Annotated in this window: 12 protein-coding genes and 2 riboswitches; of the genes, 5 read left to right on the forward strand and 7 right to left on the reverse strand. The window is 63.0% G+C overall.

Annotated features, from left to right (window positions below):
• The 5 genes from ABI213_RS12465 to ABI213_RS12485 form a co-directional block, all read left to right on the forward strand.
• On the forward strand, positions 1 to 177 hold a 177-nt coding region (locus tag ABI213_RS12465; protein WP_348027332.1), incomplete at its 5' end, for a DUF3455 domain-containing protein.
• Between the two features lie 101 nt (positions 178 to 278).
• Positions 279 to 857: a sigma-70 family RNA polymerase sigma factor gene (locus tag ABI213_RS12470; RefSeq protein WP_348004860.1), complete on the forward strand. Its 579-nt coding sequence runs from the start codon at positions 279 to 281 to the stop codon at positions 855 to 857.
• Positions 854 to 1,576, forward strand: a complete 723-nt coding sequence (locus tag ABI213_RS12475) for an anti-sigma factor (protein ID WP_348004859.1) — start codon at positions 854 to 856, stop codon at positions 1,574 to 1,576. The genes ABI213_RS12470 and ABI213_RS12475 overlap by 4 nt, the downstream gene beginning before the upstream one ends.
• Positions 1,577 to 1,593: 17 nt before the next feature.
• Positions 1,594 to 1,699, forward strand: a riboswitch (glycine riboswitch).
• 131 nt (positions 1,700 to 1,830) lie between these two features.
• A riboswitch (glycine riboswitch) is annotated at positions 1,831 to 1,940 on the forward strand.
• 51 nt (positions 1,941 to 1,991) lie between these two features.
• Positions 1,992 to 3,227, forward strand: coding sequence for a D-amino acid dehydrogenase (locus ABI213_RS12480; protein WP_348004858.1), 1,236 nt, complete (start codon positions 1,992 to 1,994; stop codon positions 3,225 to 3,227).
• Between the two features lie 172 nt (positions 3,228 to 3,399).
• Positions 3,400 to 4,194, forward strand: a complete 795-nt coding sequence (locus ABI213_RS12485) for a transporter substrate-binding domain-containing protein (protein WP_348014537.1) — start codon at positions 3,400 to 3,402, stop codon at positions 4,192 to 4,194.
• Between the two features lie 92 nt (positions 4,195 to 4,286).
• Here the strand turns inward: ABI213_RS12485 and ABI213_RS12490 are convergent, their stop codons facing one another.
• The 7 genes from ABI213_RS12490 to ABI213_RS12520 all read right to left on the reverse strand — a co-directional run bounded on the left by ABI213_RS12490 (position 4,287) and on the right by ABI213_RS12520 (position 11,383).
• Positions 4,287 to 7,013 carry a DEAD/DEAH box helicase gene (locus ABI213_RS12490; protein WP_348004856.1) on the reverse strand — a complete coding sequence of 909 codons (2,727 nt, stop codon included), beginning with the start codon at positions 7,011 to 7,013 and terminating at the stop codon, positions 4,287 to 4,289.
• Between the two features lie 456 nt (positions 7,014 to 7,469).
• Positions 7,470 to 7,754: a hypothetical protein gene (locus tag ABI213_RS12495; RefSeq protein ID WP_348004855.1), complete on the reverse strand. Its 285-nt coding sequence runs from the start codon at positions 7,752 to 7,754 to the stop codon at positions 7,470 to 7,472.
• 54 nt (positions 7,755 to 7,808) lie between these two features.
• On the reverse strand, positions 7,809 to 8,246 hold the full coding sequence (locus ABI213_RS12500) for a hypothetical protein (protein WP_348004854.1): 438 nt from the start codon (positions 8,244 to 8,246) through the stop codon (positions 7,809 to 7,811).
• A gap of 226 nt (positions 8,247 to 8,472) precedes the next feature.
• Positions 8,473 to 9,276, reverse strand: coding sequence for a transporter substrate-binding domain-containing protein (locus ABI213_RS12505; protein ID WP_348027326.1), 804 nt, complete (start codon positions 9,274 to 9,276; stop codon positions 8,473 to 8,475).
• Between the two features lie 25 nt (positions 9,277 to 9,301).
• On the reverse strand, positions 9,302 to 10,030 hold the full coding sequence (locus ABI213_RS12510; protein ID WP_348027328.1) for an amino acid ABC transporter ATP-binding protein: 729 nt from the start codon (positions 10,028 to 10,030) through the stop codon (positions 9,302 to 9,304).
• Positions 10,014 to 10,667, reverse strand: a complete 654-nt coding sequence (locus tag ABI213_RS12515; protein WP_348027330.1) for an amino acid ABC transporter permease — start codon at positions 10,665 to 10,667, stop codon at positions 10,014 to 10,016. The genes ABI213_RS12510 and ABI213_RS12515 overlap by 17 nt, the downstream gene beginning before the upstream one ends.
• Positions 10,664 to 11,383: an amino acid ABC transporter permease gene (locus ABI213_RS12520; RefSeq protein WP_348027334.1), complete on the reverse strand. Its 720-nt coding sequence runs from the start codon at positions 11,381 to 11,383 to the stop codon at positions 10,664 to 10,666. Before ABI213_RS12520 ends, ABI213_RS12515 begins: the two co-directional genes overlap by 4 nt.
• Positions 11,384 to 11,423: the final 40 nt, after the last annotated feature.

The raw sequence follows: 11,423 nt of genomic DNA on the forward strand, positions 1-11,423 counted from the left end.
CAGTTGGTCAAGGCCAACCCTGCGATGGGCATGGGGGCTATGGCCGGTGTGACGCACATCCAGCGCGTGGCGATCAAAGGCGGCGTGGCACCGATGAGCACCTGTGCTCCCGCCAACAAGGGCAGTAAAGAAATCGTCAAGTACCAGGCCGACTACATCTTCTGGAAAGCCGCTTAAGCCGGGCTACCATCGAAGGAATTTAATTCCTAGGACTTACGCAGCGGCCCCTGATGCCCTCTGGGCGATCAGGGGGACTTGCGTAAGTCCTGACCCTTTCGATGGACCCGCCCTTGACGACTGCCCCCGATGACTTCAACTACGAGCGTGCCCTGGTTGGCTGCGCCCGTGGTGAGCGCCAAGCCCTGCACGACATTTACCAGCAAGACAGCCGCCACCTGCTGGGCGTGGCCCTGCGCATCGTGCGCCAGCGCCAGCAAGCGGAGGACATCGTGCACGATGCTTTCATGAACATCTGGACCCAGGCCGCCAGCTTCGATGCCCGGCGCGGCTCGGGCCGGGGCTGGATCTACAGCGTGGTGCGCAACCTGGCACTCAACGCGGTGCGCAACGGCGCACGTGAGGTCTCGGTGGACGAAGAAACGGCCGAAGCCCTGGATGCCCAAAGCTCTTTGGATGCCCATGCGCAGATTGCCGATGCGTTTGACCTGCGCGTCAGCCTGGGCAAGCTCAACGACTGCCTGGCGCTGCTAGAGCCCGCGCGGCGCAACTGCATCCTCTACGCCTATGTAGACGGTTGTTCGCACGGCGAAATTGCCGAGCGCACCCAAACGCCTCTGGGCACCGTCAAAGCCTGGATCAAACGCAGCATGGGCAGTCTGCGGGAGTGCATGGCATGAGTACACAGCAAAACACTCCCTCCCCGGATGAGCTCGCCGCCGAATATGTGTTGGGCACGCTATCCGCCACCCGCCGCCGCATGGTGGAGCAGCGCCTGCCCACCGATGCCGCCCTGCAGACCGCCGTGCAGCGCTGGCAAGAGCAGTTGCTACCGCTGACCACACTGGCCGAGCCGGTGGAGCCGTCAGCGCAACTGTGGCAGCGCATTGACCGCAGTGTGGCGCATGCTGTGGCACCGCGCCGCGCCGCCATCCTGCCAGCACGGCTGCCGTGGTGGAACAGCCTGGGCCTGTGGCGCGGGCTGGCGGGCGCCGGTTTTGCCACTGCCGCCATCATGGCCTCGGTGCTGGTCACCCGCCAAGGTGTGCTGCCGGTCGGGCCGCAGTACATGGTGGTGCTGGTGGCGCCGCAAGACACCGCACCGGGCTGGGTTATCCAGGCCAGCGATACGCGCCAGCTCAGCCTGACACCCCTGGGCAAGGTGGTGGTGCCCGCCGAGAAGTCGCTGCAGTTCTGGACCAAGGGCGAGGGCTGGAGCGGCCCGGTCTCGCTGGGCCTGGTCAAACCGGGGCAGGCCGTGCAGATCCCGCTGGACAAGTTGCCGCCGCTGCAGCCCAACCAGTTGTTTGAGCTGACCCTGGAGCCAGTGAACGGCTCCCCCATCAATAAACCCACCGGCCCCATCCAGTTCATTGGCCGTGCCGTGAAGATGCTTTGACCCCAGTGCGATAATCTACAGAGATACCGGGAGAGACTGCTCCCCCTGATTTAGATCAGGAAAACAGCGCCGAAGGAGCAACCGCCCCCGGAAACTTTCAGGCAAAAGGACCGGTATCTGTTCGGCTCCCCCTAGGTTACAGACAGAACGCACGCTTTCCAGAAACACCGCAGAACTGGCTTTGCCAGGCTGCTGGTGCTGCCCCCTGCAAGGGGGTTGGCGAAAGATGCGAAGCACTGCAGTCTGGGGGTGAGCCAAAGAATTCTGAAGAGCAGCTAAGTTCGTCGCTTGGCTCACCGCAGGAGCAAGCGGCTTGGCAGCATGCCAGCCGTGAATCTCTCAGGTCCAAAACAGAGGGGGCGATAGCCGCGCACGTTTGTTGCTATCCCCCTGTTGACGTTTTGGAACTCTCATCATGAAAAATTTTGCTGCGAACATGGCTGTTATTGGCGGCGGTATCACGGGTGTCACCACGGCCTATGCGTTGGCCAAACGTGGGTACGCCGTGACCTTGTTCGAAAAACACCGCTATGCGGCCATGGAAACCTCGTTTGCCAATGGCGGGCAGTTCTCGGTGTCCAACGCCGAGGTTTGGAACCACTGGTCCACGGTGCTCAAGGGCGTGAAGTGGATGCTGCGCAGCGATGCGCCGCTGCTGGTCAATCCCAAGCCCAGCTGGCACAAGATGGCCTGGTTTGCCGAATTCATCGCGGCCATTCCGCAGTACGAAAAAAACACCATCCAAACCACCCGCCTGGCGATGGCCGCGCGCCAGCACCTGGATGCCTGGGCGGCCGAAGAGGGCCTGGACTTTGACCACAAGCGCGAAGGCATCCTGCACATCTACCGTGACAAGGGCAACTTCGAGCACGCGGGCAAGGTCTCCAAGCTGCTGGCCCAGGGCGGGCTGGACCGCCGCGCCGTCACTCCGCAAGAGATGCGCGCCATCGAACCCACGCTGGCCGGCGACTACTACGGCGGCTACTTTACCGAGAGCGACACCACCGGCGACATCCACAAGTTCAGCACCGGCATGGCCGCCGCTGCCGAGCGCCTGGGCGTGCAAACCCGTTACGGCCACGCCATCCAGAGCGTCAAAAGCGATGGCAAGGCTGTGACCATTACAGCCCAAGACGGTGGCGATACCCACACCAGCGTGTTCGACGGCGTGGTGGTCTGCGCGGGCACGGCCAGCCGTGACATCGCCGCCCAGTTGGGGGACCGGGTCAACATCTACCCGGTCAAGGGCTATTCCATTACCGTGAACCTGGACGACGCACACAGCCAGGCGTCGGCCCCCATGGTGAGCCTGCTGGACGACGAAACCAAGCTGGTCAGCAGCCGCCTGGGCTTGGGGCGTTTCAGGGTGGCGGGCACGGCGGAGTTCAACGGCTACAACCGCGACATCCGGGCCGACCGCATCCGCCCGCTGGTGGAATGGGTGCAGCAATGCTTCCCTGGTGTGCGCACCGAAAGCGTGGTGCCCTGGGCCGGGCTGCGCCCCATGATGCCCAACCTGATGCCGCGCGTCGGCCCCGGCAAGCGGCCCGGCGTGTTCTACAACACCGGCCACGGGCATCTGGGGTTGACGCTCTCTGCCGTGACGGCCGACATGGTGGCGGCGATGGTGGGCAGTGCCATGCCGCATTGAGCGTCTGTTGCGTCAATGCAAGCCCGGCCCTGGCCCAGGTCCGGGCTTTTGGTATTTTCTGAAGCCTAAAGCCACCCGAACCGCCTAGAGCGGATACAGTCCGTTACATGGCGGGAATGCGCAATGCACTCCCCACAGGTTTGTCTGTTGGTTGCGGGCTGAAAGGACGTTCATGCGTATCCCTCATTCATTGGGCGTGCTGTTGCCTGCCGTCTTTTGGGCGTGCATGGCCCACACCACCTGGGCCGCCGAGACCTGCAAGCAGATGGTCGCCACCGGCAACCCCGAATATCCCCCGTACCTGTGGCGCGATGGCGCGGATGGCAGCCACCTGGTGGGGGCCAATGCCGATCTGGTGCAGATGGTGGCCAAAGAGATCGGCATCCCCATCGAGGTGCGCTACGTGGGCTCGTGGGCCCGGGTGCAGGAGGAGGCGCGGCTGGGGCGCATCGACCTGATTGCCGGGGCGTTTTTCACGGTAGACCGGCTGACGTACATGGACTATGTGTACCCGGCGTTTCGCGAAACGCACTCGGTGCTCTGGGGGCGGCAGGCGGCCCCGCTGAAGTACCGGCAGTGGTCGGATTTGAAAAATCTGTCCGGCCTGACGGTGATCAACAACAGCTTTGGCGAAGACTTTGACCGCTACGCCAAAGCCAACCTGAAGATCAACACCGTGCCCAGCCTGGAGCAGGCCTTCAAGATTCTGCAACTCGGTCGGGTGGATTACCTGGTGTACGAGGAAGACCCCGCTCGGGCCTATATCGCCAAATTGGGTATCGCCGGGCTGGTGCCAGTGAACCCCTCGGTCAGCAACGAAAGCCTGTACCTGACCCTGTCGCACAAGTCTCCCTGCAACACCAGCGAGGTGCGCGCGGCCTTGGCCAAAGCCATGTACAACCTGGCCAAGCAGGGCGTGATGAAGAAAATGGTGGAGTCCAATATCCAGCTCTGGAAGACGAAATGACGCGCCCCCAGCGTCGCCCCAGAATTTAAAGAAAATACGGCTTTTGCGCATATTCCACCTGCGCTGGAAGCTCTCTTTTTGATAGTAAGTGGTTAGGGGCGGCTGCCGGTACGGCCCCAGCGGCGGGCGGCTTCTTCGGGGGATGGCGTGGCGGTCATGGCACCCAGCGGGGCCAGCAAGGCATCCAGATCCGCCGCGTCAAACTTCAGCCCGCCCTGGGCATCAACGCCCAGCACGCTAGTCGCCAGGGCCAGTTTGCGGGCCTGCAGCTCCAGCATGCGCTCTTCGATGCTGCCTTCCACCACCAGCTTGTAGACGAACACCGGCTGGTCCTGGCCGATGCGGTGGGCGCGTGCTGTGGCCTGTTCCTCTACGGCGGGGTTCCACCAGGGGTCCATGTGGATGACGGTGTCGGCGGCGGTGAGGTTCAGGCCCACGCCACCGGCTTTCAAACTCAGCAGCAGCACGGGGACTTCTTTGGCTTGAAAGCGCTGCACCACACTGCCGCGCTCTTTCGGTGGCGTTTTGCCCGTCAGGCTCAGAAACGGCAACTCCAACAGCGCGAGCTGCTCGGCCACCAAGGCCAACAGCTCGGTGAACTGCGAGAACACCAGCACGCGCCGCCCCTCGGCCACCATCTCGGGCAGCATGTCGGCCAGCAGCGCCAGCTTGGCGCGCTCTATGGTTTTGGCGGGCTTTTTACCTTTCAACAAGTGCGGGTCGCAGCACACCTGGCGCAGCTTGAGGAGTGCGTCCAGGATGGTGACCTGCGCACCGTTGAAGCTCTGGCGCTCCAGCACGCGGCGCACCTGCAGATCCGCGGCGGCGCGCACGCCCTCGTACAGCTCGCGCTGCTGGCCTTGCAACTGCACGCGCTGGATGACTTCGGTGCGCGGTGGCAGCTCGCTGGCCACGTCCTGCTTGCGACGGCGCAGGATAAAGGGGCGCACCCGCTGGGCCAGCAGCGCAGCACGCAGGGTTTCGCCGTTTTCTTCGATGGGCTTGCGCCAGCGGGCGGCAAACTGGCGCGCATCGCCCAGAAAGCCGGGCATCAGCCAGTCGAACTGCGCCCACAGCTCGCCCAGGTGGTTCTCCATCGGCGTGCCAGTCAGGCACAGGCTGTGGCGGGTCTGCAGGCGGCGCAGGGCGCGGGCGCTGCGGCTGCCGGCGTTTTTGACCATCTGCGCTTCGTCCAGAATGACTAGGTGAAAGCGCTGCGCTGCCAACGCATCCATGTCGCGCCACAGCAGCGGGTAGGTGGTCAGTACCAGGTCGTGCTGGGGCATCTGCGCAAACAGCGTGGCGCGGTCTGGCCCCTGCAGCGTCAGCAGGCGCAGGCCGGGGGCCATGCGGCGGGCTTCGGCTTGCCAGTTGAAGATCAGCGAGGTGGGCAGCACCACCAGCGCGGGCAGGTCGAGGCGACCGGCCTGCTTTTCCACCAGCACATGGGCCAGCGCCTGCGCGGTTTTGCCCAGGCCCATGTCGTCGGCCAAGATGCCGCCCAGGCTGTGGGTGCGCAGGTACTGCAGCCAGGCCAGGCCTTCCAATTGGTAGGGGCGCAACTGCACGTGCAGGCCGTCGGGCGCGGCCACGGGCTGCGGCGCACCCAGCGTTTTGAGGCGTTTGGCCAGGCTGGCCAGGCCCAGGTCGCCCGCTAGTTGCCAAGTGTTGTGCGGGCCGACGCGGTGCGCGTCCAGCAGACCGGCGCGCAGCATCTCCAGCCGCCGCGCCTCCCACGCGCCCAGGTGGAGCGGGCCGTGTTGCTGGTTGCGCAGCGGGTCGGTGAGCAAATCGACCATCGCACCGACGATGGCCTTCAGCGGTGCCGCCGGAGCGTCAATGCGTCGGCCGCCGGGCGCGCGCAGGCGGATGGTGGCGTGGTCGTCGATGGCGGCAATCTGGTCGGCGTGCAGCCAGCGGCTGTCGCGCTTGAGCAGGTCGGCCAGCATGGGGGCCAGGTCCAGGGTTTCGCCGTCGATCTCGATACCCAGGCTCAGCAGCCACGCGCCTTCCCGCTCGGGCAGGCGCAGCTTTTGCACACCGCGCTCGGGTTTCACCAGCGGCTCGGTCAGTTCTTTGGAGGCGATCTCGCCGGTGTCGGGGTGGACGTGCAGCTTCCAGCGCTGCACCGGCACGCTTTCATGTGCAAAGCCGGGCTGCACGGCCACTGCCCAGCCTTGGGCTTGCAAGCGCGGCACCTGGTCGGCCCAAAAGTCGCCAAAGAAAGCCTCTTGCGCCAGCGTCCACACGGGGCCCAGGTCTGGGCGATCATTACGGCTGCGCCACTGGAAGCTGTGCGCGGCCACCGGCACCAGGCCCATGTCCCATACCTGGTCCATCGCATCGGCTTCGGCGGCCAGGTTGCGTTGCATGTGCACCACCGGGCCACCGGTGTCGAACAGCTCCTGCACGGCGGCGGGGCGGTTGTTCAGGATGGAGGTAGGCGCGGGCGTGGTCCAGTGGTGTCCTGCATCGGTGCGGTAGGTCCAGTCAATCTGCGCCAGCGTCACGCTGTCGCCGCGCGGGCCCAGCTTGCCTTGCGACTTGAGCCCCAGCAACCCGTCCCCCCGGCCCAGGGTGAGCAAAGTGATGCGCGGGCGGAAGTGGCCGGGGAGGGTGCCCGGCGCTGATGGCGGGGGCGGCGCAACCTCTTCTGGCGCATCGTCCATCCGCAGCAAAGCCATCACCCGCGCCGCATCGGCATCGGCCAAGGTGGGCAGGCCCTTCAACGTGGCCGCGTCGGCTTGGTTGCGCAGCGCATCCACCCAGGCGGCGATGGCGTGGCTGGGCGGGGGTGGAAGGGATGGCGTGCGGGGCATTCTGGGATTGTGCCGTGCGGAGCAGGGCTGGGTAATTTGACGCGAAATATGCCTCTGGCGCATGTTTTACTTGCGCTGGCAGCTATCGTTTTGGGAGTGAATCAGTCTGCTATCGAACCGGCTTCACCAGCGCCGCAGGTAAGTTCCGCCCGCGGTAATTCGGGTAAATAGTGTTCAGCTTGCCGCTCTGGGTGTTGGTGTTACCCAGGCGTTGACCGCCACGGCCCAGGGTTTGCCGGGTGGAACGCAGCCTGCGGCGGCGGGCATGCGGCAATTGTTCCGCTTGACGGAGGGCTACTTTCCGCTGCGCATTGCGCAGTTACGGGTGCTGGTAAGCGGGGGCAAGTTGTAGACGTGTCTACTCCGAAATTGTGCGCTGCTGTCCTGGCGTTTGCTATTTGGTGACTTTGCCTTGAGGGGGCCGAGGTCGGCTTTGGGCCCAATGCAGCCTGTCACCTACGGGAGAAGAACACCTATAGCGCCGCTCAGAAAGGCCGTACCAATAACTGCCACGCTCCCAAAAAAGAAGTATTGGGCCGCAGGAATACGCAATGCAGCCAAGCCCGAAAAAATTGTGACCGTCACTACGAGTAGGGCAGCAGAAACATATTGCTCGATACTGATGAAATGCATCAACCACGTTGCCCCCACATAGCCAACGCCCCCTACTCCTAGTAGGACAGTTGTGACGATGCCGAAAAATTCCCAGCCTCCAGCAAGACCAATGAAGTACCTGAACATGAGAGTGCTTTTATCCAGTTAGTTGGGCGCCTGCTTTTAGTCCGCTGGCCGGAATCAGCCGGCAAGTTGCCGAGACCATTCGCAGGCAAACGTCAGGTCGTAGGTTGGAATCACGATAGTGTCACAGCGAACCACAAAGCCTGCCGCCACGTCTGTTACCTCATACAAGAGCTCACCGTCCGAATCCTCGATGGATTTGCAACGGAGCTGCACTCTGGTCCAGAAAGTCGGGCCTGCGAGGTAGACGCAACTGACAAAGGAGATGCCAAATGCTTCGCTCTGGTGGTTCTTCCCGATAGCGAGAACGAAGCGCTCGTGTGTTTCTGTAAAGGCGTTGAACGAAGCGTCCACCCCATCGCAGGTCTCAAAGAACTCGTTGGCTCTGGCGACGAGCTTTAGTCGAGCTATCCTCATGAGCCTGTCCCTCCTCTCCGCTCGAGGGCGAACTGCTAGGTCTACACGCGCATCTGGTGGCGATTCTGGAAGGCTCATAGTCGCATCTTCAGGTCACAAATGGGGATTGCCAGCAAGGACTGGTTTTGGCCGCAAGCAGCCATCCAGTTTCCCATTCTGCCGCAACCCTGGTTTTCGCCAGCGAATCGATGCACCTTGCCTACAGGTGTTATTTACGCTCGCTTTCTATTCGGATGAAATCGGCACCTTGCGCAAATGCTACCTGCGCAAGGCGCTATGAACTAAATAGCAAATCTGCGCAGCCTCAAACCGGCTTCACCACATTCGTAGGCAAATCCCGCCCGTGGTATTTCTTGTAAATTGCATTCAGCTTGCCGCTCTTGATGTTGGTATTCACCCAGGCGTTGATCCACTCCTTCAGTTTGGGCTCACCCTTGTTCATGGTGATGCCCAGGCCGGAGTCGAGCTGCGAGAACTTCATCTCGAAGTTCTTGCCCGCCGCGCGCTTGTTGATCTCGCCCATGTTGGATGGCGTGCTGGAGAAGATGTCCACCTGGCCGGTGACCACCGAGGTGATCAGCGTGGCGTCGTCCTCGTAGCGCATGATTTCCGCGCCCTTGGCTTCCTTGGTGGTCAGTTGGTCGTTGGTGGTGGCGCGGGTCAGGCCGATGCGTTTGCCGTTCAGGTCGGCGTAGCTGGCAATCTTCATGTCTTTGGGCGCGCCGACCATGATGGTGATGGCCGAGTAGGGGATGGAGAAGTCCACCACCTTGGCGCGTTCTTCGGTGATCGACAGGCTGGATATCACCAGGTCGGCGCGCTGGGCTTGCAGCGTGGGGATGCGGGCCGCGGTGGTGATGGGCACGATCTCCAGCTTCACGCCCAGGTCCTTGGCGAGTTCGGTGGCGGTGTCCACGTCCGAGCCCGCGGGCTGCAGATTCGCATCGGCGTAGCTGAACAGCGGCGTGCCGATGGCGATGGCGACCCGCACCTTGCCGGCCTTTTTGATCTCGTCAAACTGGTCGGCCAGGGCGGCGTGGGCGCCGCAGGCCAGCAACACGGTGGCGATGGCGGTGCGGGTGAAGTTGTTGAAGTGGGTGGGGGTCATGTGTGTCTCCGGTTGGTTATAAAAATTAAAGGCCGTTGTCGAGAAAAGCTTTGAGTTCAGGGGTCTTGGGCGCATCCAGCATCTCGCCCGCGCCCACCTCCCACACCTTGCCCTGGTGCATGTAGATGATGCGGTCGGCCACGCGCTTGGCGAAGGCCATTTCGTGCGTCACCAGCAGCATGGTCATGCCGCCAGCGGCCAGGTCTTCCATCACGCGCAGCACTTCGCCGGTGAGCTGCGGGTCCAAGGCGGAGGTCACTTCGTCAAACAGCATTACCTTGGGCGACATGGCCAGTGATCGGGCAATCGCCACGCGCTGCTGCTGGCCGCCAGAGAGCTGCTCGGGGTAGGCACCGGCCTTCTCTTGCAGGCCCACCTGCGCCAGCACGCGCAGCGCCACCGTGTGGGCTTCGGCACGCGGCAGCTTTTTGACATGGCGCAGCGCCAGCAAAATGTTTTCTTCCACCGTGAGGTGCGGAAACAGGTTGTAGCTCTGGAACACGATGCCCACTTCCAGGCGCAGTTGCTTCAGGTCTACCGTGGGGCTGTCCACGCGGATGCCGCAGACTTCGATGCTGCCCTGGTCGATGGTTTCCAGCCGGTCGATGCAGCGCAGCGCGGTGCTTTTGCCCGAACCGCTGGCACCGATGATGGCGATCATTTCGCCCTTGGCCACTTCGAACGAAACCCCCTTCAGAACCTGGTTGGAGCCGAAGCTCTTGAATACCTTGTCTAACTTAACGATTGGCGACATTCAGTTTTTTCTCCATGGCTTCGCTCCAGCGCGACAGCGGGTAACACAGGGCAAAGTAAAACGCGCCCACGATCGTGAAGATCAGAAACGGTTGAAAAATCGAGTTGTTGATGATCTGGCCTGCGCGGGTCAGCTCCACAAAGCCGATCACCGAGGCCAGCGAGGTCATCTTGATGATCTGCACCAAGAAGCCCACCGTGGGCGGCAGCGACAGGCGCACCGCCTGCGGAATGATCACCAGGCGCAGCGTTTGCCAGCGGCTAAAGGCCAGGCACTCGGCGGCCTCCCACTGCGGCCGGGGCATGGCATCGATGCAGCCGCGCCAGATGTCGCCCAGGTAGGCACTCACGTAGACCATCATGGCGATGCCCGCGGCCACCAGCGAGGGCAGCGAATAGCCGTACACCGACAGCCCAAAGTACACGATGAACAGCAAAATCAGCAGGGGAATGCCCTGTATGCATTCGATGTAGGCCAGGGCCAGCCAGCGCAGCCAGCGGTGCGGCGAAATGCGCGCCAGCATCACGCCAAAGCCGCCGATGCTGCCCAGCACAAAGGCCAGAGCCGACAGCACCAGCGTCCACCAGATGGAGGTAAACAGGTACAGCAGATGCGTGCCGGTGAAGCTGCCCATCATGCTGGCACCACTTTGTTTTTTTGGCTGTTGCGCGCGGCGGCCTGGCGGATCACGCGGCGGCGGCGGAACAGGGTTTCGCCCAACACATGCGTCACCAGCTTGATCACCAGCGACAGCGCCAGGTACAGCGCGGCGACCACGATGTAGGTCTCCAGCGAGCGGAAGGTGTCGGACTGCACGGTGTTGGCAATGGCGGTCAGCTCTTCGGCGGAGATCTGCGAGGCCATGGCCGAGGCCTGCATCATCAGCAAAAACTGGCTGGTCAGGGCGGGGTAAACCTTCTCGATAGACGGCTGCAGCATCACGTGCCAGCCGATCCGCCACTTGGACAAGCCCAGGCATTCGGCCGCCTCGATCTGGCCCTTGGGTACCGACTCCAGCCCGGCACGGATGATCTCGGCGGCGTAGGCCGCGATGTTGATGATCATCGCCAGCACGGCGGCGGCAAAGGTCGGCATGCGGATGCCCACGCTGGCCAAGCCAAAGTACAGCAAAAAGATCTGCACCAGAAACGGCGTGTTGCGCACCACCTCGATGTAGGCGGCGCAAATGCCAGACAAGGGCTGCACCTTGCTGCGCTTGGCAAACGCCACCAGGGTGCCTACGGCGACGCCGACCACCACGGCCACGGCGGTCATCTTCAGCGTCAGCCAGGCGCCGTTCAGAAAAACGGGCCAGTAGGGGAGCAGGGTAGTGAAGTCGAGCGAATACTTCATGGCCGCGGCACTGGCCGGTTGCAGCGGCCTGTGCCTGTGC

The sequence above is a fragment of the Rhodoferax sp. genome (assembly GCF_039922535.1).
Lineage (GTDB): Bacteria > Pseudomonadota > Gammaproteobacteria > Burkholderiales > Burkholderiaceae_C > Rhodoferax_B.

Bases quoted from the DNA above. Each gene is read 5' to 3' on its own strand.
- ABI213_RS12480 (WP_348004858.1), top strand. From the start codon at position 1,992: ATGAAAAATTTTGCTGCGAACATGGCTGTTATTGGCGGCGGTATCACG.
- ABI213_RS12490 (WP_348004856.1), bottom strand. From the start codon at position 7,013: ATGCCCCGCACGCCATCCCTTCCACCCCCGCCCAGCCACGCCATCGCC.
- ABI213_RS12495 (WP_348004855.1), bottom strand. From the start codon at position 7,754: ATGTTCAGGTACTTCATTGGTCTTGCTGGAGGCTGGGAATTTTTCGGC.
- ABI213_RS12520 (WP_348027334.1), bottom strand. From the start codon at position 11,383: ATGAAGTATTCGCTCGACTTCACTACCCTGCTCCCCTACTGGCCCGTT.
- ABI213_RS12500 (WP_348004854.1), bottom strand. From the start codon at position 8,246: ATGAGCCTTCCAGAATCGCCACCAGATGCGCGTGTAGACCTAGCAGTT.
- ABI213_RS12470 (WP_348004860.1), top strand. From the start codon at position 279: ATGGACCCGCCCTTGACGACTGCCCCCGATGACTTCAACTACGAGCGT.
- ABI213_RS12475 (WP_348004859.1), top strand. From the start codon at position 854: ATGAGTACACAGCAAAACACTCCCTCCCCGGATGAGCTCGCCGCCGAA.
- ABI213_RS12485 (WP_348014537.1), top strand. From the start codon at position 3,400: ATGCGTATCCCTCATTCATTGGGCGTGCTGTTGCCTGCCGTCTTTTGG.
- ABI213_RS12515 (WP_348027330.1), bottom strand. From the start codon at position 10,667: ATGATGGGCAGCTTCACCGGCACGCATCTGCTGTACCTGTTTACCTCC.
- ABI213_RS12510 (WP_348027328.1), bottom strand. From the start codon at position 10,030: ATGTCGCCAATCGTTAAGTTAGACAAGGTATTCAAGAGCTTCGGCTCC.
- ABI213_RS12505 (WP_348027326.1), bottom strand. From the start codon at position 9,276: ATGACCCCCACCCACTTCAACAACTTCACCCGCACCGCCATCGCCACC.